The sequence below is a fragment of the Pseudoalteromonas sp. McH1-7 genome (assembly GCF_013366255.1).
Classification (GTDB): Bacteria; Pseudomonadota; Gammaproteobacteria; order Enterobacterales; family Alteromonadaceae; genus Pseudoalteromonas; species Pseudoalteromonas peptidolytica.
In genome coordinates this window covers 110,192-134,325 of sequence record NZ_JABWPQ010000016.1, presented here as the reverse complement: position 1 = coordinate 134,325, position 24,134 = coordinate 110,192, and the positions used below count along the sequence as shown (strand labels likewise).

General features: G+C 41.6%; 4 protein-coding genes. All 4 read right to left on the bottom strand.

What is annotated here, in order from left to right; genetic code table 11:
• Positions 1 to 290 (bottom strand): TubC N-terminal docking domain-related protein (locus HUZ36_RS12825; protein WP_176033053.1); only part of this gene is annotated, 290 nt, incomplete at its 3' end.
• Positions 287 to 3,712 (bottom strand): non-ribosomal peptide synthetase, encoded by a 3,426-nt coding sequence (locus tag HUZ36_RS12820; protein WP_176033052.1) that lies wholly within the window; start codon positions 3,710 to 3,712, stop codon positions 287 to 289. The genes HUZ36_RS12825 and HUZ36_RS12820, both read right to left, overlap by 4 nt.
• Positions 3,709 to 7,152: a non-ribosomal peptide synthetase gene (locus tag HUZ36_RS12815; protein ID WP_176033051.1), complete on the bottom strand. Its 3,444-nt coding sequence runs from the start codon at positions 7,150 to 7,152 to the stop codon at positions 3,709 to 3,711. The genes HUZ36_RS12820 and HUZ36_RS12815 overlap by 4 nt, the downstream gene beginning before the upstream one ends.
• A gap of 26 nt (positions 7,153 to 7,178) precedes the next feature.
• A complete protein-coding gene (locus HUZ36_RS12810) occupies positions 7,179 to 24,125 on the bottom strand; it encodes a non-ribosomal peptide synthetase/type I polyketide synthase (protein WP_176033050.1) in 16,947 nt (5,648 codons plus the stop codon).
• Positions 24,126 to 24,134 lie beyond the last annotated feature (9 nt).

The following is a 24,134-nucleotide window of genomic DNA, read 5'->3' as shown; positions in this document are numbered from 1 at the left end:
GGAGTGCTACCTTGCAAACTATCAATAAACCATAGCCGCTGCTGGGCAAAAGACAGAGGGAACTTATCTGTGTTTCTGTCTACTGGGGTGATAGGCTTTAACGCTAGGCTCGGCGAAGATTCATAGGCTGTCAAAAATTCAATAATAGCTTGCTTGTTATCCGCTATGCTTTGTTTTAGTTCTGGTGGGAAAGTACAACCCTTATTTAATCTAAACCCTAATTTTCCAGACTTACAAAATAGTGTTACACCCGAGCTATTTGCTTGGTGAATTAGTTGTACAATGTTCATAGCCAGCCACTTTCCTCTACTTGCGTATTATTTGTTATTATTTGGGAAGCCAATACTAGAGTATATTTTTCTATCTCTGCGCCCAATCCTCTTATGGTTCTAGTATTGAAGATTTCTTTACTAGATATATTTATTTGCCACTGTTCGTTAATCTTCGATATCAACTTTATTGCCAGTAAAGAATTACCACCCAGCTCAAAGAAGTCAGCATCGGCGCTTACTTGTTCTTCGTTTAAATGTAGTACTGACATCACAAAAAGTTGCAACTGACTTTCTATTTCGTTTTCAGGAGCTAGATACTTCAGTGTGTCTGGCACATTAGGTACAGGTAGCTTTTTTCTGTCGATTTTGCCGTTCGCAGTGAGCGGCCATTGCGTTACCCTGATCAAGACTTCCGGTACCATATAACTTGGTAATTGTTGTTTTAGATACTCTGTACAGTGTGTTTCTATATCAGGGTGTGGACTATCAAAATACGCAACCAATCTTGGTTGATTAACAATGTCCTCACGAACCATAACGAGACATCGATTAACCTTGTCATGCTGAACCAGCTGATACTCAATTTCGCCAAGCTCGATTCTTAAGCCGTGCAGCTTAACTTGGTGATCTATTCGACCCAAATACTCCAGCTTACCGCCTTCGCTATAACGAACCAAATCACCCGTTTTGTATAGTCTGGGGCCATTTAACTGTGGAAATGGGTTTGGAATAAACTTGTCTTTTGTTAATTCGGGTTTGTTTAGATACCCTACCGCCAATCCCATTCCGCCAATATGAAGCTCTCCAACAGCACCATATGGAACAAGTTTTCCGTTTTTATCTAACACAACTAAACTTGTATTTTGTATAGGTCTACCTATTGGCACACTAGCCCCCTTATCAGCAGCGCTATCGCACTCCCAATAAGTAACATCTATTGAAGCCTCTGTTGGACCATATAAATTATGTAATTTAGACTTTGTCTCCGTTGCAAAAAACTGCGCTTGTAATTCACTTGATAGCGCTTCTCCGCTGCAAAACACTTGGCGAACCGTACTGCATTGCTCCCAGTCACCAGCTTGAAGCATCAAATTAAGCATAGAGGGCACAAAATGTAATGTTGTTACCTTTTGTGATTGAATAAGTGATGACAAATAACTCGGCTCTTTATGACCCTCAGGTTTTGCTACGACTAGACGGCACCCTGTAATTAGCGGCCATATAAACTCCCATACTGATACATCAAAACTGTATGGTGTCTTTTGTAGCACACAATCAGCCGAGGTCAGCTGATACATTTTTTGCATCCAATCAATGCGATTAAACAAGCCTTTGTGTTCGCAAATTACCCCTTTTGGTTCACCAGTAGAACCTGAAGTATAGATAATATAAGCTTCCTGCCCTTGCTGAAATAGTGAATTAGTTTCAAATGACCGTGAGCCGCTACTTAGGGTTTGTATCACCGAATCCTCATCAAGAGAGACAACATTATGATGGTATGAGGACAGTGAGCCGTAAAACCTTTTCTGTGTTAAAACTAAGACTGGTGACGCGTCTTGCAATATAACCCTTACCCTTGCAGCGGGTAATGTCGGATCGATCGGAATATAGGCCCCACCAGATTTTAAAATCGCCCAAATAGCAACAACCATTTCCAACGAACGTTCCATATATAAAGCAACATAACTATGCGCCCCAACACCATTATCTTGTAGATGGTTTGCTAATTGATTCACTCTTTCATCGAGTTGCTGGTACGTTAACGACTCTCCCTCATAAGTCACAGCTATACGTTGTGGGTTATCGGCAACCTGCTGCGTAAATGCTGCGACGACATTATCATCGTGCGCTATTGGTGCTGATGTATCATTGAGCTCAACCAAAAGGTGATGTTGGTTAGATTCAGAAACTAGTGTTAATTCATGAATACCCTGCTGTGGCGTCGCAACAATACTTTTTAGCAATTGAACAAAGCAGGCTTGTAGTTGCTGTATCGTATCTTGTTTGAATATTGAAGTATTATACTCAAATCTAAAATTCAGTCTGTCATGATCCTCCACGGCATGTAACGCAAGTTCATACTTTACTAGACTACGTGATACATTCGCAGAAGAAACAGAAGAACTCGCTAAGTTCGGCTTCACCGACTCAGTATTATTCATACTAAACTGAATTTGAAATAACGGTGAGTATGCAGGACTTCTCTGCGGATTTAGCTCATCAACAAGTAAATCAAATGGCATATCTTGATTTGCTTGTGCATTTACATTGATTTTTTTTACATCATGCAAGTAATCAATAAAGCGCCTGTTCTCAGACGTATTGGTACGCAGTACAAGCGTATTTACAAAACAGCCTATTAATCCCTCTAACTCTTGCTGCCTACGATTTGCCACAGGTGTACCAATTACAATATCAGTGCAATCCGAATAGCGAGATAACAATAAACTAAACGCTGCGTGAAGTAACATAAATAATGTTACATTTTGCTCAACAGCCAACGCTTTCAACTGCATGCTCAACTGCGCTTCTAGAGCAAATTGAACACGACTGCCATCAAAGCTCTGCACTGGTGGGCGAGGATGATCAAGTGGCAAAGCATGCACATCTGGCAACTCAGTAAGCTGCTTCAACCAATACGCCCTCTGAGAGTCTACTGTTGATGACTCGAACTGCTCTCTTTGCCATACCGAGTAATCTATGTATCGAAGTGCATTTGATGTCAGCCGACTCGGCTCTCCCTGCTGAATTGATTGATAGAGATGATTGAACTCCTTAAGCAGTAGTCCTCTGGACCATCCGTCTCCAGCAATATGGTGCAGATTAAAGAGTAATACTCCATGCGCTTCACCGGTGTTATTCATTGGCAGCTCAATGTAGCCAACTTTCAACATCAAGTCAGATTCAAGAGAGAAAGCTTGTAACGAAAACTGCTTCACACACTCAGAAACTAGGTTGTCCACATTTTCACTTTCTTGAGTAAAGTCAAAACGAGTAACTTGAAAATGAAACTTGTCTAATACCTTTTGCCACACCTGCCCATCTCTTTCAAAAAAAACGGTTCTAAGAGGTTCGTGTCGTTTAATAATCTCATCACAAGTCTGTTCAATCACAGATAAGTCTATGGTGCCATTAATATGCAATGCGTCTGTCATATTATAATGTGCATCACTGCTTTCTAATTGATTAATCAACCACATTCTCTGCTGAGCAAAAGATGCTGGCGCTTCGCTATCAATATGTTCAGCTCTTGCTATTTTGTCATTTACCTTTGCTGAAACCTTAAGCCATTCGATAATCTGTGCTTTTTTTTCTTTTATTTCTGCAATTAATGAGTCGTTTGCTGTGTTCGTTTTTCTTCTTAGTTTTAAGGCACCTTCGTTATCTAGGTATAACTTTATCCCTTGTTCCTTAACTCTCTGTAGTAGATTCTCTATCATATAGCTTCTTCCACTTCATCTTCTGCCAATACATCCGATACCTTACTGATGTCTGAAAGTGCATTACTTTTCTGATAGTCATCGACTTTCTCAGCCAACAATCGAATGCTAGATAGTTCCATTGCTTCTTCTAGTTCAATATCAACAGAAAATTGTTCCCTAAGTCGTGATACTAAGCGCATCAGTAGCAAAGAGTTGCCCCCTAAAAGAAAGAAACTGCTGGTAACACTTATCTTTGAAGGCTCTAATTTAAGTAACTCTGACCACAGAGCAACCAAGCTATGCTCAGTGTCTGTATTAGGCGCAACATACTCTTCTAAAGCAAGCGAGATCTCTGGTTTAGGTAATGCCTTTTTGTCTACCTTACCACTTGGCGTAAGCGGCCAATTTTCGATAATTTCAAAGTAAGCTGGATGCATATATTCAGGTAAAGTTTCATTGAGATGAGCTTTAACTTTTTGAAGTAAGTCGAGGTTATCATACTCATTACTTGCCGGGGTTAATTCACAATAGGCAACCAGTTGAGAGAAATCATCCCCATTTGATACGGCTTTAACCACAACGAACTCAATTAATTCGTTTTGTATCAGCGCTGATTCCACTTCTGCTAGTTCAATCCTGTAACCACGCACTTTGACTTGCTCATCCACACGCCCTAGGTATTGATAGGCATTGTTGCTGATCTGTCGAACAACATCTCCAGTTTTATAAATCAACTCTCCAGATTCTGGAGAAGATAAAAATCGTTCAGTTGTCAGTTCCGGCTCATTCAAATAACCCTTCGCTAACCCAGCCCCAGATATATATAACTCTCCACTCATGCCTGGCACTACTGGTTTTAGCTTGTCATTTAAAACATGAAACTTAGTATTGAGTATTGGCGTACCAATTGAAATAGTATCAGCATTGTCAATACGATGTGCACCAACCCACACGGTTGCCTCAGTTGGACCGTACATATTCCAAACTTCTTCGTACCTAGACACCATCTTTGTTGCTAAATGCAGAGGCAATGCTTCACCGCCACAAAGCGCTTTTATAGGCTGGACTGTAGACCAGTTTGATTGCCCTTCTAACATCGTCCAAGTAGCTGGTGTTGCCTGTACACAAGAGATCTGATTTTGCTCGATATAGCTTACCAGTTTACCGCTATCTTTACTTATTTTCTCATCGACAATATGAACAGTTGCGCCAACATACAGTGGCAAATAGAGCTCAAGTACTGAAATATCAAAACTGATAGGGGTGATCGCAAGTAGCCTATCTTGGCTAGATAACCCAGGACTTTGCTCCATTGCATGGAGAAAGTTAGCGACATTATTATGGCTGATACAAACCCCTTTTGGCTTGCCTGTCGATCCTGAGGTATAAATCACATACATGAGATCATCAGGTGCAGGAAGCTGAATTTCATTGTTAAGGGCTACTGAGCTGCCTTCTAAGGCAGTCACTATGTTTGATGCAGACAAATCTAAAACCCTATCCGCGCAGATCTCAAGCTCCAACGCTAAATCACCGCTCGTAATAACACGCTTAGCCTTTGAATGTTCTAGCATGTAGGCTATCCGGTCAATTGGATAATTGGTCGAAAGTGGGACATAAGCGGCTCCTACTTTCTGAATTGCCAACATAGAGGTTAACAGTTCAATATTTCTTGGCAAATAAACGCTAACCAAATCGCCAGCACCAAGGCCTTGTGTATGTAACATGTTCGCCATTTTATTGATGCGCTCAGACAACTGTTTGTATGTGAAAGCGTGACCATCACACACCACCGCCACTTTGTCTGGCGTCATTCCAACATAATGTTCAAACTGTGCCAACAACCCTGATTTAGCGTTAATCTCTTTCGTTTCCCCAGCAATAAAAGCCTTCGTTTTTGGTACCGGGATAAGGCTTACTTCAGATATTATCTCCTCCATTGATACCTGACTTAAGCTGATTAAGATCTGTTGTAGATATTCCACTACACTCTGTACATTCTCTAGAGATATTCTTGCGGTTTGGAAATGTAAGTCAACCTCCAATTTCTCAGCCATTGACGCGTATAAGGTTAATGCAAAGTTAGTATCCTCTTCACTGTTTAATTGAGTGAGCCTCACTGAGCTGTCATCACCTGCCACCCCATCAGAGGGATAGTTTTCAAAAATAACGAGACTTTCAAATAACGGTTTATTCGCAGGAATATCTGACTGCTTTTGAATATCGCTATATGACAAATAGCTATGTTCGTTACATTCCATGTTAGTTCGATGAATATGGTCTAACACAGCTCGAATTGTTGACGTTTTGTCTACTGATACGCAGAGGGGAATAGAGTTAATAAATAACCCTAGCATATTCTCAACACCAACCAGCTCCGCTGGACGGCCTGATACAGTGACCCCAAAGTGCACATCTTGGCGCGCCGAGTACTGGCTTAATAGGTATGCCCAAGCAAATTGCAACAGTACATTCACTGTGCATTTTTCTTTTTGGGCTAATTGCGCAAGGTTACGACTTTGCTCCTCAGACAGCGAAAAAGAACATTTTTCATAGTGTGAAGTAAGCGTCTTTGCAGGTTTCAAAAATGGCAAAGGCGCAGCTTCAGATAAACCAGATAAAGTTTCCCGCCAAAATAGTTTTGATTTATCTGTATTTCTGGATTTCAACCAGCGGATAAAGTTTTCATATTTAGCAGGTTCACCGAGCACCACTGGAGTCCCATTCACGACTCCTTGATAAAACGCCATCACTTCTTGGATCACAATAGGGTTACACCAACCATCGAGCAAAGCATGATGATATGACCAAATAAACTGATATAGCTCCGTATCAAGTTTAACAAGTTGCACCCGCATCAAAGGAGGCACTTTAAGGTCAAAGCCTTGCTCTCTATCTGCTTGTTTGATGGCATCAAGCTGCTCATATGCGAGCGTTCGATTATAGCTTGATAAGTCATGATACTGGACTGAAAAAGCAGCCGCTTTACGGACCAGTTGATGAATACGCTTTTCTCCAAGTCCAACAAAACAAGTTCTTAATATCTCATGTCTCTCAATCAGGTGAAGCCATGCTGCTTCAAAGGCCTTTTCATCGATAACACCGACCAGCTCCCCTGATAGCTGAACCGTATAAGCAGCATTGGATTTATCCATTAGACTTTGGAAAATCATTCCTGATTGCATTGGTGTAGCAATCATAATGCTCTGTAGATCGGTATACTCTGCATGAATTTCCGTAAATAACTCACGCGTGAGATCAGCCAAAGGAAAGTCAGACTTGGTTAGCTCATCACTGTTACTGAAGAAATGAATAATTTCTTGTTTCTTTTCTTTCAAGCTCTGTAACAACTCAGGTGTTAAGTTATTTTCAGGGTCGTAAACTTTCAGCTTTTCCCCTTCTACTCCAACAGAGACATCTCGTTCTTTTAATTGTTTTAGTAAATTGAAGATATTCATATTAACAGCTTATCTATTATCCGTTTTTAAATTTCAATTGCTTCAACTTGCTTAGGAAGCGAATGTGCAAGCTCGTTATACTCGGCAATCATCTCTTGCTCTGCTAGCTTGCTATGACAAGCCAGCAACACTGTCTCGATACTTTGCTCTAGGTATGACAGCAATTGCGCTAATTGTGCTTCACCGACTTTAATTGATGAAATATCAACCTTGAGCCTACCTTGATAAATAAGAGCATTCACAGTGATAAAATCGTCAATCTTATTCTCTGCACTCGACGATAGACCCGTTTTTTCTTCAGCAAAGGAAAACGCTGATTTCGCCGAAGCAATGTTGTCAAACTGACCAAGATAATTGAACACGACATTATAGCTACTAGTGCTTTCGTCAAGCGCTTGTATCTCATGGTCATTTGCTAGATAACGCAAGGCACCAAACCCAATACCGTTGTCAGGCACACCTCTATACGAATCTTTAACTAACTTAATCAACTCACCAACAGGTTCATTCATCGGTGCATTTAACATTAATGGGTAGATTGACGTAAACCAGCCTACCGTATCACTTAGGTCAATCCCATCGGCAATATTTTCCCGCCCATGGCCTTCAATATCCACACGTATGGTTTCAGCGCCAGACCATTGTCGAAATGCACTAAATACAGCCGCTATAATCAGCTCATGCACTTTTGTTCTATATGCACTATTTGCGGAATCTACAAGCTGTGCAGTGTCTTCCTCAGAAACAGCAAGGCTTGCAGTACTAATAATGCTGTCCTGCGTATCAGCCAAACACTCGATATTGTGCTGCTCATATTTACTTAGCTGATCAATCCAATATTCACGTTGGCTTAGCAAATCATCACTACATGCATAGTCAGATAGCGTCTGACCCCAAAACTGATAAGAAGTTGTCTTAGCAGACAATAACACATCATTACCAGATTTCAAATCTTCCCAAGCTTGTTCTAGATCCGCCATGATTATCCGCCATGAAACACCATCGATAATTAAGTGATGTCCCAAGATAAACAGCTTCAAGCGGCCATTTCCAAGATGGATTAAAGCAAGCTTAAATGTCTCTCCACTGCTGATATTCAGAGACTCTTGCAGACCCCCGCAGAAAAGCTCAATTGCTTTTGCTTGCTCCGAATCAGCAATCTCAGTAAAGCTAACTTCCTGTACAACAGTAGAAATATCAATATCAGACTCGGGGATGTAACAATATTGATTTTGTTCAAGTCCAAACTTCAGACGTAGTACATCATGCCTAGATATTACACTTTTTGCAATTGTTTCTAGCTCAGATAGCTGCATTCCCTCTGGAGCATTTAATAATACGGCCTGGTTATAGTGATTTGGGTTAGCTAAACGCTTCTCGACAAATTGTTTTTGAATTGGTGTGAGTAACTGCTCTCCAACGACTGCTTCTTGAGGAATATCAATTGCAGCATTACTCATCACTACAGGTGCAAGCTCTTGGATCGTTTGATAATTAAACATATCTTTAATTGTAAACGTTAAACCTGCCCTTTTCGCTCTAGCCACGACTTGAGTGGATAAAATAGAGTCTCCGCCCAGCGAGAAAAAGTTATCTTTAATACCTACCTTTGCAATACCTAACAATTCCTCCCAAATACTGCTAAGTACTTTTTCGACATCCGTCTGCGGAGCAAGGTATTCCGATGCTGTCTGCATCACAGGGTTGGGCAATTGCTTTTTATCTACTTTACCACTTACCGTTAGCGGCCATTGCTCCATCAGCACGAAAGTTGCTGGCACCATATATTCAGGTAACACCGCAACAAGTGCTTGATGTAGTTGTTCATTTGTAAGTTCTGCATCGCCAACCACACTGTAATATGCAACCAGTCGGGTGTTACCTGACAGATCCTGTCTTGCAAGCACTGTGGTTTTAGATATTTGCTCAATATTGTTTAAATGGTACTCAATTTCTCCCAATTCGATACGAAGCCCTCGGATCTTCACTTGATCATCGATACGTCCAACATATTCGATTTGCCCTTGTTGATTAACATATGCAAGATCTCCTGACTTATATAATCGCTGTGTGTTCAAGCTAGAATATGGATTAGCAATAAAGGTCGAAGCCGTTAATTCTGGTCGGTTAAGGTACTCTCTCGCAAGACCAACACCACCAATATACAGCTCACCAACCACACCGTGAGGAACAAGTCGCTGATGCTCATCTAAAATGATCAGCTGCGTATTTTGGATAGGTTTACCAATCGGAACCGTCTTTGCCGATGTATCATTCGGGCAGTGCCAAAAGCTCACATCTATCGATGCTTCTGTTGGGCCATATAAATTATGTAATGAAGCCTGTTTTGCTTTGCTATAGAAAGTATTTTGCAGTTCTATGGGTAAAGCTTCTCCGCTACAAATTACACGGGCAACAGAATCACATCCATGCCATGCATCAGCACTTAACATCGCATTCAGCATTGAGGGCACAAAGTGTAAAGTGGTTACTTGCTTTGCTTGAATTAACTGACGGATTTGTTCTGGATCTTTGTGTTCCTCTGGTCGCATCACGACAAGTTTAGCACCCGAAGTAAGAGGCCATACAAACTCCCAAACAGATACATCGAAACTGTAAGGTGTTTTTTGCAGCACGACATCACTTTGATGCAATTTAAATTCATTTTGCATCCAATCAATACGGTTAATCAGTCCTCTATGAGTACAAACAACGCCTTTTGGTGTGCCTGTCGAGCCTGAGGTGTAAATAACATAGGCACAACTATCTGGTGACTGAGAGTTAATTGACTGATTTACAGTAGTATAACTCATAAGCTCAGCTTGTAGACTTTGCTCATTGAGCGCGATCACTGGAAGAGCGGAGCATGGAGCGACCAAGTCATATAGATGCTGCTGAGTCAAAATACAGACAGGCTGACTATCCATCAGGATCGTAGCTAAGCGCTCACTCGGCGTTGACACATCCAAAGGAATATATGCACCACCAGCTTTTAACACAGCCCAAATTGCTACCACCAACTCGACGGAGCGATCCATGTACAGGGCCACATATTTATTTTCCCCAACACCTTTTTGCTTCAAGTAACTCGCTAATTGGTTCGCTCGGTTATTAAGTTCTGCATAAGTTAGCGTGTCATCATCGTAACTCACAGCAGTCGCTTCTGGTGTTTTCTGGACTTGCTGTTCAAATAAGGCGTGGATCGTCGGCTCTTTAGATAGCTCTATCACCTCACCTTGGGCAAAAGACAATAACTCAACTTGCTCTTCTGGGCTAATCAAAGACAATTCAGCTATTGGAAGAGATTGATTTTCAACAATATTATTTAACAAAGTGATAAAGTGTTTGGTAAAACGTGCCATACTAGACTCAGCAAACAAATCTTTCGCATACTCCCAGCAAACCTCTATACCATCATCGTGATCGGTCACATTTACACTCAAGTCAAACTTACTATAAGCTTCACTAGGTAACATACGTTCAATATCAAGGTTATTTAGCTGTAGATCACCCACATTCTTATCTTGTACAACCAGTAAAATTTGTACCAAAGGATGGTATCCCAAGCTTCTCTCTGGGTTAATTTTTTCAACGACTAACTCAAAAGGAATATGTTGATTTTCGTATGTATGAAGGCATTCCTCTTTAACCTGTGTCAGTAGTTCAGTAAATGATTGCTCAACATCAACTTGCGTACGAATAGCCATTGTGTTCACAAAAAAACCAATCAATGGCATGGTCTCTTGCTCACCTCTGTTAGCTACAGGAGTACCAATGACTACATCATTTTCTGTCCCAAGTTTTGAAATGAGTATAGAAAGCGCACTATTCATCACCATAAATAGGGTCGTATTTGTCGATTTTGCCAGCGCATGGAGCTTTTTAGATAGCGTATTGTCTAGATTACTGATCCACTTATCACCACGATAACTCTGTTGATTTGGTCGCTGGAAATCTAAAGGAAGACTATGTACCTGAGGTGCACCTCTCAACCTTTCACACACAGATTCAAGCTCAGCCGCAAACGTCTCGCCTTGCATATGTTCACGCTGCCAGTAAGCATAGTCCATATACTGAATAGGAAGTGCTGGTAAAGCCGGCTTATTATCACTCAGGAAGCCATTATAGTAGAAGCTTAACTCCTCAAATAAGCGACTCATTGAAAAACCATCTGTACAAATATGATGCTGTGAAAACAGCAAGACATGTTCTGTTTGTCCCAGTCTAAGTAACTTTGACCTCACCATGAGATCCTGAGAAAGTACAAATGGTAGGCGTTGCTCTTCATTAATTATGCGCTCGATTTCATCATCTCTCTGCGCTTTGTTAACATTGCTAATATCAACTAATGCCAACTCAAATTCGAAATTTTCATTAATTTGTTGGAAGGCCTCATCACCCTGATGATACGTTGTTCTTAGGATTGTGTGGCGTTCAATCACTGACTTGATTGCATTTTCCATCGCAACCGTATTTAGCTCACCTGTTAATTTGATAGCCCAAGCTTGGTTATATGCAGAGCTTCCACCTTCCATTTCATCTATGAACCAAAGGCGTTGCTGTGCAAAAGTAAGTGGGCCATACAGCTTTTCCACACTCGCAATGGTTTGCCTTTTCTGTACAGAGTCACCTAGCTTTTGGTTTATGCTGTCAAATAAAGACAACATGCTTTGTGATTCCATGATCTCCGCCATCGAAATATCGACGCCAAGGCGCTCTGCAAATTGCGCATTTAAGCGAATAGCAGCCAAAGAGTCCCCGCCTAACGCATGGAAATTCTGACGTAAATCTACCTCCTGACAGCCAAGAATATCAAACAATATACTATCAAAGATTTCGGCAGCCTCATCCGAGGTTAGTTGTTGTTCCTGCTTGGGCTGTGCTTTTTTCAAAGCTTGTTTTTCAAGATTTTTCAATTCTGATAAGTCAGTAGCACAGATTGCAATACGCTGATAGCCACTATTTAAGGCCGTTGCGAAAACTCTTCGACCTTCACTATTAGAAATGCTATTTATGACTTTTTCAGCAATGTTAACTTCCAAAGATTGCTCCGATACGGCGTTCACAGCCATACCCGATTCACTCCAAGTGTTCCAATTAATTACTTGGATTTGGCACGTAGGTATTGTTTCAGATAGCTGCGCGATAAAGTTATCAACAAAACTATTTGCAGCACCATAATCAACTCGGTTTTTATGGGTATCCACCACGGTTTGTAATGATGACATCAAGGTAATGAAGTTAGGCTGCAATTCATGGCGTTTAATTACCATTTCTAGGTTGATTAGCCCTGAGACCTTACTTGCCATAACCGCTTGTAACTCTGCAATATCTAACTCAGCGATGGGCTTATCAGCGCCAGGCACCCCCGCACAGTATACAATCCCGTCAATCGTGCCTGTTGTCGCAATACAATCAGTAACAAAGGCTTCAAATGCTTGACTGTCGGCGACATCAAGTGCGCTAATCTGGCAAGACATCGCACTATTATTAATATCTTGTAAGCGCTGATATGCCTGTGGTTCAAGCCTTGTCTGTAAATCAGCAATTGTAGATTGAGTTCTTGTTGTGAGCACAAGGTTTACACTTGCCTTAGAAACTAACTCTTCTGCAACCGCCAATCCCATCCCACCTAATCCACCAATAATGATATAAGTACCATTCTCTTTTACTTGGCTAAGATTGGACGCAGAACTTGAAACATCTACCTGCGAGTAGGTCTCAACATAACGATTTTTTCCTCTAAGCGCGACAATTCTATCGTTACTGAACACGCGGCCTAATTCATCTACCCAACTATGACTGAATGAAGCCTGTGTGTTTTCTATATCTACCACACCCGCATCAATATTCACGAGCTCAGCAGTTGCACTCTTACATAATGCAGGGAGCATCGCGGCAATTGCGTTGTTATTTTCATAACCCACGACTTCAAATGCTTCAGCTGTTAACAGCGTGACTTTCAAGTCTGACCTGTGAATTTCTGCAAGCGCTTTAAACATGAAAAATGCAGGATAGAAGTCGTTTTGTAAACGCGCTTCATAGGACAACATCGCACTACTGGCTTGTGTACTAAAGCCCAACGGCATGACAATATGGTCAAAGTGCTGTTCCTCTAGCAGCGTGAATAGTGCAACCATTCCTTGCTCAGATGCTAAGTTAACCTCAAATGTTGAATCACTGATTTGCCTCGTTGCTTGAGCACCCATCGCTTGAACAACTTCTACGTTTGCCCTTGTTAACTGCGCAATATGTAGAGATGGATCATGCTTAGCATCATGAATATATAAACATCTATGGCCATCTACTTGGCTAGGCTGGTTTGGCTTGCGCAGCCAATTTGGTGCATAGAACCACTTACTAAAGTCTAGCTTATTGTTTTGATTGGTAGTTGCACTGTGCATCTCTTGGCGTATTTGTGGTTCAAACCGCTTTCTCTGGAACGCATACGTCGGCAAAGGAATGCGTCTTCTTTTCTCACCACGATAGCAAACTGACCAATCAATATGAGCACCAATTGACCAAAGTTTAGCCATTACATTGGCGACTAGCTCTTCGCCTTCACTATGGTTATCCGCTAATGACACAAAAGGTACGACACTTTCTATTAGCTCAGGAAGATGCATTGAGACCAAGCCCGCTAGCGTTTTCCCAGGCCCAACTTCTAATAGCGCATGCTCTGGATAACGATTTATCAAACTTTCAATCCCACTGGCAAAGCGCACTTCCCCAGCAAGCTGCTCAACCCAGTATTGCGCTGTCATAGCCTGATCCGGCGTGATCCAGTCGCCGCTCACATTGGAAATAAAAGGTAATGCAGGAGCGTGTAGAGAAATGCCATCAAAAACAGACTTAAACTCCATCAAGATTGAGTGGGTATGACGCGAATGGAATGCTCTATCACCTTTTAATTTCTTGTACTTAATCGAGTTTGCTTCAAGAGACGCTAGACAACGAGAGATAGAGTCACTGTCGCCTGATAGCACGATGCTCTCTTTTGCATTTGTTGCAGCTACACATAAATTAAACTGAGCCGCAATCTCATTAGCTTGCTGAGCCGTACATTTAATCGCCACCATATTACCTGTTGGCATGCTCTGCATTAACCTACCACGATTCGCTACGATATGAATCGCATCTTCTAGACTGAACACACCAGCAAGACATGCAGCCACGTACTCTCCTATACTATGGCCTATCATCGCACTCGGCTTGATCCCAAGAGTCATAAGGTGACGTGCTAACGCGTATTCAATACTAAATAACGCAGCTTGAGTGTAGTTAGTCTGATCTAATAACCTTTCTTTTTCGGGGTCAAAGCAGACTGCGTACAAGTCACTGTCTAGGTATGGATTAAATAGCGCGATACACTCGTCTAGTTGCTGTTTAAACTCATCACTAGACTGATATAGAGACAGTAGCATACCGGTATATTGTGCACCTTGCCCTGGGAACATAAAGGTCAGCTCACGAGACGCTGCGCGATGTACTTTTTGAGCTGTTGTTTGTAGTAATTCAGTCGCTTCAGATGCCGACGTCACGACCAACGCATCTCTATACTGGTAAGGTTTTCTGCCTTGCTGCAAAGTATACGCCATATTCGCCACATCAATATCCGCATGGCTATTGATGTATGCAGACAATCTCCCCTTACTTGCAATTAACGCCTCTGGAGATTTTGCTGATAAAGGTAATACGTGATATTTCATACGGCTTCTGTCCTCACCGGATCCTTCAAACTCTTCCAAAATAACATGTGCATTCGTTCCACCAATACCAAAGGAGCTTACAGCACCTCTTCTCGGCTCCACACCACCTTTCCATTCGCGTAATTCATTCTCTAAATAGAATGGGGTCGACTGTAGATCAAGTTCAGGATTCGGGCTGTTAAAATTAATATTTGGAGATATTTTCTTATAATTAAGTGCACAAACGGCATGTATAAATCCAGCTACACCAGCTGCTGTATCCAAATGGCCGATATTGGCTTTGAGCGTACCTAGCGCGATCGACTGTTTATCTAGTTCTTTGCCAGCAACACTCTTATATGCTCGGTTAAGCGCTCGAACCTCTATCGGATCTCCTAAATAAGTACCTGTACCATGCGCTTCAACAAAACCTATCGTGCTGGGTTCAACACCTGCCACTGTCATTGCACTCGCAATTGCTTTAGCTTGCCCCTCAACACTCGGTGCTGTATAGCCAGGCTTTAGCGACCCATCGTTATTTATAGCCGAGCCTTTGACGACTGCGAAGATGGTATCACCGTCCTCAATAGCAAGATCTAAGCGCTTTAGTAACACCATACCAGCACCTTGTCCTACTCGTGTCCCACTCGCGCTCTCATCAAACGGGCGACAATGTCCATCTTTTGAGGTGATAAAGCCTTCTTGATGAACATAACCTGCAGGCTCCATAGCCGAGATAGAAACCCCTCCCGCTAAGGCCATCGTGCATTCACCATTTTGAATACTTTTACATGCTTGGTGAACTGCAACAAGTGACGTTGAGCAAGCCGTATTGATATTAACACTCGGTCCAGTGAGGTTTAGATTGTAAGAAAGCTGAGTCGATAAAAAAGCGCCCGATGATGCTTTCATCGCTTCCATGCCATCAACGGCATTATGCCCATGACTTTGCGACATCATCTTTTGGATCCACCCAATATTGTCGCTCTTGCCAACAAAAACACCCACACTTCCTGATTCAGGTTCACTTGGGTATCCAGCTATTTCCATAGCTTCATATGCACACTCCAACAGCACTCGGTGCTGTGGATCTGTCATCTCAGCCTGTCGTTCACTAAATTCAAAGAACTCCGCATCAAACATTTCCATTCCCTGAAAACGGAAAGTTTTCCTAATATACTCTGGGTTACCAATTAGCTTCTCTGAAATACCTGCTGCTCGTAGCTGCTCATCAGTCAGCTCTTCAATAGCCTCATGTCCTGACTCAAGCAACGACCAAAACTCCTCAAAGTTTTGTGTGTTACCGAAGCGAGTAGACATACCGACAACCGCGATTGGGACATTGCCGCTACCTTCTTCGGTAAACTGAATCAGCGCCGTATTTACTAATGGGTTATCTTTGTGCTCATGCAGAATGAAACCTGCCAATTGCTCCACCGTTGGGTAGTTAAAGATGTCTGTGACTGAAACCTCAATTTCCAACTCTTGAACAATTTTTTCTCTTAACCGCATGGCCAACAGAGAGTTTCCACCCAACTTAAAGAAGTTATCTTTTATCCCAATATTGCGCTTATTGAGCAAACTTTGCCACAGCGCTATCAATTGTGCTTCAATTTCAAATTTTGGCGCTTCATACTCCAGCGTGCTCGGTTCACTTTGTATTTTTTGACTGAGGGCTTTGCGATCCACTTTGCCATTATGGTTTAAAGGCAATGCTTCAAGCACATTAATAGTTGAAGGCAGCATGTAAGACGGTAACTTAGCTTCCAACAAGGTGAATACATCATCCGCTGCATTTGTCAGCGCTTCAGTCGTCTCGATAAAGGCGATCAATCTATTGTCATGTGATTCTCCCTGTGCCAAGAGAACAGCACTATTTGCAATGAAATCGAAGCTGTTAATAACGCTCTCTATCTCACCTAGCTCCACTCTGAAGCCTCTTATTTTGACTTGGCTATCAACTCTCCCTATAAACTCAAGATTACCTTCAAGGTTAAGCCTCACTAAATCACCGGTTCGGTATACTCGCTCGGTATTACTTCCCACCACATTTGTTGGAAGTGTCAGGAATTTCTCAGCGGTTACTTCAGGTAAGTTTAAATAGCTTCGCGCCAGACCTCGGCCACCAACATATAGTTCCCCGACACAACCAGCAGGCACTGGCCTTTGATATGCGTCAAGAATAAAGCACTCGACATTACCAATCGGGCGTCCAATATGCACATTCTCTGTGGTAATTTCTCCAACAGAAATACACACTGTATTCTCCGTTGGTCCGTAGGCATTAAATAATTTCCGTCCTTCTGACCAAATGATTGCCTGCTCTTTTGATATGGCTTCACCTGCCACAATCAAAGTTTCTAATTGACTAAATTGCTCTGAGGCTAAGTTTACTAGCAGCGCCGGAGGCAGCGTAGCATGTGTGATCTCTTGGTCAGAAAGGTATTGAGCCATTAGATCTGGATTCATCAATGTGTGAGCGTCAATCAAGCATAAGCAAGCACCATTGCATAATGCCATGAGTAGTTCCCATGCCGCGGCGTCAAAGCTCAGCGATGCAAACTGCAACACTCTGCTTTGCTGATCAACTGCAAACAAACCAGTCTGTTGGCGAGCTAAATTTAACATTGACGCATGCTCAATCAACACACCTTTTGGATTGCCAGTCGAGCCAGATGTATAAATAACATATGCAAGGTCATTTGGCTTCGCACCAGTGTGTTCACTGACGGTATTACACTCGGAATAGGCCGCAGTTAATTCAGATAAATTATCGACACTAACGACATCACAAGAATGAGTCGGTAACGTCTCCTCTAGCGCTGAGTGTGTAATAATAACTGCAGCTCCAGAATCATTAATCACATAATCTTTGCGCTCAACAGGGTAAGATACATCAAGAGGAACATACGATGCTCCCGCTTTTAAAACGGCTAAAACCGCAACGATCATTTCAAACGAACGTTCACAGTGAATAATGACTTTACTCTGTGCATTAACGCCCTGGGCTTGCAGATACCCGGCAAATCGATTTGCCGCGATATTTAAAGCTTGATAGCTCATGACCTCATCATGAAACTGCAGAGCCGGACGAGTTGGGTACTGTGCAACTTGTTGTTCAAACCAGCTGTGTACTGTCATACCTGGTACAGTTTCAGCGGCATTATCCGATGATATTACCGCGGCATCCAGCTCAGTTGCGGTCAGTAATGGTAGCTCACTGACGTTGGCTGTTAAGTTATTTACAATGCCTGCTAAAATGGTTTCAAGATGATCCAGTAATGTCTGAACATAATGAGCTTCATATTTTTGCTCTGAATAATTTAATTCAAATGTCAAAGCCTCGCCTGGTGCGACTATCAAACTCATACCAAAGTGTGCATGTGCTTTTGCATTAAAGCCTGAGATTTCAAACTCACTCTCTTGCTGACCAAGCTCAGGAGCATCCGCGATAGGATAGTTTTCGAATACCATTGCAACATCAAACAACGGTGCAATCGGATCAAATTGGCTACATTCTTTAATTTGCGTGAGTGATAGGTAACTGAATTTATCTCGTTTGTTCTGATTCTCATGCAGCTCTTTCAACCACTGATCGACACGAGTGTCATTTGTGAACGACACAACTGAAGGTAACGTCTTGATAAATAAACCAACCATTTTATCCACGTTATCGACTTCAACATTGCGCCCAGAAACCGTTTCACCAAATATAACTTCATCGTTACCACTATAGCGATGCAGTAAATAACCCCAAGCAGCTTGAACTAAAGTGTTCAATGTAACTTGTGCCTCACCCGCAACCTTCTTTAATTGGCTTGTAAGATCTGTGGTTAACGATTTTCTCTGCTCAGCAATGGCTACGGAGGTGTCATCACCCCCTCTCTTCTCAATGCCCAATTGAGTTGGTGATTCTAGTGTTTTGAGATGTTCAGACCAAAACTGCTTCGCTTCATCCAGTGGTTGCTCAACACACCACTTTATGTACTCTTTATAGTTAGCTTCACCAACAAACTCAGGTAGTTGATTAGCTGCAAAAGCCTGATAGGCACTAAAAACTTCACCAAATAAAATTGGCTGTGACCAACCATCAATCAGTGTGTGATGATGAGTCCATGCGAACTTATAGCAAGTTGCATTAACCTTAATGGTGAAAAAGCGCATGAGTCCAGGAACTGAAAAATCAAACCCTTGCTGTTTGTCTTCTTGCAACAAGTCAGCGAATTCATGTTCTACCTCAGTTGCACTTTTGGCACTCCAATCTAGGTGTGTCCAATCCATTTGAATTGACTCAGATACAAGCTGCAATGGTGTTTCACGATCTAACCCAACAAACGCCGTTCTTAAGATATTGTGCCGCTGGATCACGGCTAACCACGCTTTTTTAAACAGTTCTATCTCAAACTTGCCTTTAAACTCAATGTTTAGCTGATTAATATAAGAATCTTTCTCAGTATTTAATAGTCCATGATAAATCAATCCCGCTTGCATACTAGTTACAGGATATAACTCTGCGATATTGGTATAACGAGACTGTAGCGTATCTAATTCACCTTGACTCAATTGACATAAAGGGAAATCCGCAGGTGTTAGTCTTTCTACATTAGGCTGTTCACAATACGCCGATACTTCCATCAGTGCAGATTCGAAAAATGAACAAAATTTCTTAATGTCTGCATTATCAAACTTTTCTGCATGATAGTTTACTTGGAACTTCAACTCGCCATTAAACACCATGCCATTTATATCCAATAAATGACTGCGAGTATGTTGGGCACTAATATCTGCGCCGGTAAAATCCCCTGCGCCTTTGAATAGTGCTTGCTCACCAGCTTGTTGATCAAATTGTCCTAGGTAGTTAAATAAGATGCTATTTTCATGTTGCTCACACGCACGCTTAATATCTTGGTCGTCAAATATATAGCTAAGCGCACCAAAACCTATTCCATTATTTGGTACTTTTCTTAGCTGCTCTTTAACTGAGCAAATAAGATTTCCAAGTCCACCACTGGCTTTACAATCTTGGTGACTAAGCAGGACAGGATACATACTCGTGAACCAGCCCATTGTTTGAGACAAACTCACGTTTTCATGAAACTCTTCTCGCCCATGACCTTCGAGTGTGACATTGATCGCAGTAGAACCACACCAGCGGTTAAACGCAAGTGCAAGCGCACTTAGGAGCAACTCGTTCACTTTGGTTTTAAATGGTGCATTGCTCTGACCTAATAATGACTGTGTTGTTTTAGCATCTACAACAACCTCTTGATTTGCAGCTTCTGCATAAGTATCGCTGGAATCAGTATCTTGATATGGAAGTACTAGATCACCATTTTGCAATTGATGTAGCCAGTATTGCTTTTCTGATTCAAAGCGCTGCTGGCTATCTTGATTGCTTAACATCGCCGCATAATCTTTGTAAGAAGTGCCACTAGCTGTAAGAGACACACTGCCATCAGCCAAATACTGTTGATAAGCCGAATTCAAATCCTCTAATAAGATCCGCCAGCTGACACCATCCACAATAAGGTGATGGATAATAATTAATAAGCGTCTGTTTTCAGGTTCTTGGCTATCAATATACACGATATTAAGGAGCGGCCCCGATGAAATATCAAATGATGATTTAAACTCAAAGCCTATCTCTTCATAACGCGTTGCTAACTCACCATCACGAGTGTCTAAGTTTACCTGCTTAACTACCTGACTTAATTTGTCAGTATCCATGTGTGCAAACTTACCCTGCCACTTCTCATCTTGCTTTGCAAAAGTTAACCTCAACACGTCATGTCGTTGGTATAAAGCTGAAACAAATTCATCCAAAAACTTAATATCAAAATCTGTTGGTACACTCAAGCATGCGGATTGATGGAAGTGATTGTGATCTGTATGTTGTGTTGAGAAGAAATTAGCTTGGATTGGGTGAAGTATCAGTTTACCACTGCTCACCTTGCTAGCAGATACCATATCATTTTCAGCACACTTCTTCGCAAGTTCAGCGATTGTTTGTGCTTCAAATATATCCCTTGTATTAATGCTAATACCTTGTCGATTTGCTTTAGATACCAGTTGAATTGAAATAATTGAGTCACCGCCACAAGTAAAGAAATTATCATGGATCCCCACTTTCTCAAGACCCAAAATTTCTTGCCAAATTTCGCAGAGTATCTTTTCATTGGTGTTACGTGGTGCTTCAAAGTGGCTCTGATTCTGTCCTGTAAGTGTTGGCTTCGGCAGCGATTTTTTATCTACTTTTCCGTTTACTGTTAATGGGATACTTTCAAGCTCCTCAAACAGTGTTGGTACCATATAGCTAGGCAGTTTGGATTTTAAATATTTGATTACTTCGTCTAAATTACTTTCACTGTCATCACGATAAACAATATAGCCCACTAACTTTTTGTCACCAGGTTCATCTTCTCTGACGATGACAGTACTGTCTTTTAATATAGGACAAGACTGTAGTGTTGTACTGAGCTCATCTAGCTCTATGCGGAAGCCTCGGATCTTTACTTGGTTATCAACACGACCAACAAATTCAATGTTACCATCACTTAGGTAACGTACCGTATCCCCTGTTTTATAGAGCGTTGCTGCACCACTGTGATTAAAAGGGTTAGGAATGAAGCGCTCATCCGTTAAGACTTCACGTTGCCAGTATCCACACGCAACGCCATCTCCGCCGATATATAGCTCACCAACACTACCAACAGGTACAGGTTCTAACTGTGGGTTCAGTACATAACATTTATGATTGCTCAATGGCTTACCGATTGGCGCACTCGCGTAGCGGCGAAACTCATTACAGTCAAACTTAAACGCTGTCGCAAATGTCGTTGTTTCTGTTGGCCCGTAAACATGTACTAATTGCTGTGGTGATTTACCCAATAGAATGTTTCCAATCGCTTTTAGAGAGTGTGCCTCTCCCCCAAATAAAACTTTTCTCAGCGATTGGAAAGTGTCCGGTTGCTCGTCGGCAATACGATTAAACAACGCCGTAGTAACAAACATGACTGTAATCTTATCTTGTTCAATTTGCGCTTTTAAAAGTTCAGGAGAAAGTAGAGTCGTTTTGTTTACCCCACATATCATCGCGCCTTTAGTCAATGCTCCCCAAAATTCATAGGTCGCGGCATCAAAAGCGGCGTTGGATGCCTGAGCCATAACATCTGATGGTAATACTTCGATATTTTTATTGTCCTCGACAAGGCTAACGACATTATTATGTGTTACTGCCACACCTTTAGGTTTACCCGTGGAGCCTGAGGTATAGATAACATAAGCAAGCTGCTGTTCGCTAGGAAGTAACTCTGAGTGATGTAGGTTGGTACTCGGTAGCGTAGATAAATGTTGAAGATCCCACTTTTCTTCTCCAAAAGAGTCTAAGCAAATCATGGTATGTGAATTAGCTGGTAATTTTGATTGCAACGTTTTGGTGCTAATAACAAGATTTAACTGTGTGTCTTCAAACATATATTCCAAGCGTTCTTGGGGATAGTCAGGATCTAACGGTAAATACGCCCCTCCCGCTTTTAGGATCGCGGTCATTGCGATTAAAGACTCAACGGAGCGTTCTAAGCAGATACCGACTAGTTCGTTATTTTTTAGTCCCAACTCCACAAGACAATATGCCAGCTGGTTAGCTCTTGTATTTAGTTCCCCATAAGTAATAGACTCATCGTCATATTTTGCAGCAATTTTATCATGGTAAAGCTCAGCACAACGCTCAACCATAGTGTGAATATGTAAAGTACGGTCATACTCCTGTTCATGTTGATTCCACAATACTAACTGCTTTTCTTTTTCATCATTGCTCAAAAAACAGCTACTTGCATGGGGGTTATCTAGGTTTTCAACTAAGTCCTTCATCAGTCGAACGTAAACTTCCATATAACTTACAAATTGCGACTTAGATACTTTATTAAGGTTTACCTCACCAAGAAATTCTATGTTGTACTTATCGCTCGGATCCATACAGAACACAGTAGATAAATCAAAGTTGGTCTTTGATAAGTCGACATTGCTTATTTTTTCTACATTCCCCTCGGCGATTTTATCTGCCATCGAGTGAAAGTGAAGAAACCCTAAATGAGTATGAAAAACAGGCTGAGTTCCGTACTTTTTCTGGATCGCACCAAATGGGTATCGACGAAATGGTACTAGCTCTAGCTCAGACTGATGCGAAGCAAGAATAAGATCGCGCCAACTCCCCGCGGACAGATCCATGCTTACCGGCAAAGTGTTGAGGAACATTCCGCGCATTTGCTCACTGTTTTCCGCTTCTAGCCGACCATTAAATGCTAAACCAGTTGTCACATTGCTCTGACCGGTGACAATACTTAAAAACTTAAAGTGAATAGCCAGCAGAATTCCTTTGAATGGCACCCCTGTTTTTTTTACCACTTCATGCAGTTGCTTAACGATGTCACGGGGTAATTTAAATGGGTATTTATGGCTATATATGTCTACTTCTTGTGTCGCGACTTCTTTTTCTAAGAAAGGTAGCTCTGTATTAACGCATTCTTTAAGCTTTGCATCCCAAAAATCAATGGCTTCTTGAGATTTCAATATTTTCAATTCTTCGTGAATAAAATCACTATATTTCAGCGCCGGTTCTGGCAAAGAGAAGGTCTGCCCTCTTTGCAGCGCGAAATAAATATCAAAAATATCCATGACGGTTAAGTGTGTACTCCAACCGTCGGATACAGAATGAGGCTCCGTAAAGGATAGACTGATCACATCATCTTCTATTTGATGTACATGAAAACGCATCAGTGGAGCCTGAGTAATATCAAACATATTTTTATTTTCGAGTTCGATATATCTACTAATTTCAGCTTCTTGCTCTGCTTCAGACAAACCTCTAAGGTCGTCATACCCCATTTCCAAAGAGGCTTCACGATGCACTAATTGAAGCGGGATACTAAAGTTCGTTAAGTCAAAAGTAGTTCTAAGGTTATCGTGCTCCTTTACGATGATATTGATACTTTCTTGAAAAAGCGTTTTATCAAAGGCGCCTTTTATGCGCCCTCTAAAGGTAGTCAGGTTATGGTAATCAGCAGGACTTTCTTCACCATTACTCATATCCATGTGGTGAAGCATGCCCATTTGTAAGACACTGATCGGATAAGCGTCTACAACATCATCGGCAAGCAAGCTCTTATCATGGTCACTAATTAAGCTAAAAGGAGCTACCGGTTCTACGTTATGTTGGGCATTTTCTTTTAGTTTTTTTTGCTTTAGTAGTGCTAGTAATTTTTTTTTGTTGTTCGAAAGATTATTCATAATTGTTAT

Excerpts from the sequence above, each read along its gene's own strand:
- HUZ36_RS12815 (WP_176033051.1), bottom strand. The coding sequence starts at position 7,152 with ATGAATATCTTCAATTTACTAAAACAATTAAAAGAACGAGATGTCTCT.
- HUZ36_RS12810 (WP_176033050.1), bottom strand. The coding sequence starts at position 24,125 with ATGAATAATCTTTCGAACAACAAAAAAAAATTACTAGCACTACTAAAG.
- HUZ36_RS12820 (WP_176033052.1), bottom strand. The coding sequence starts at position 3,712 with ATGATAGAGAATCTACTACAGAGAGTTAAGGAACAAGGGATAAAGTTA.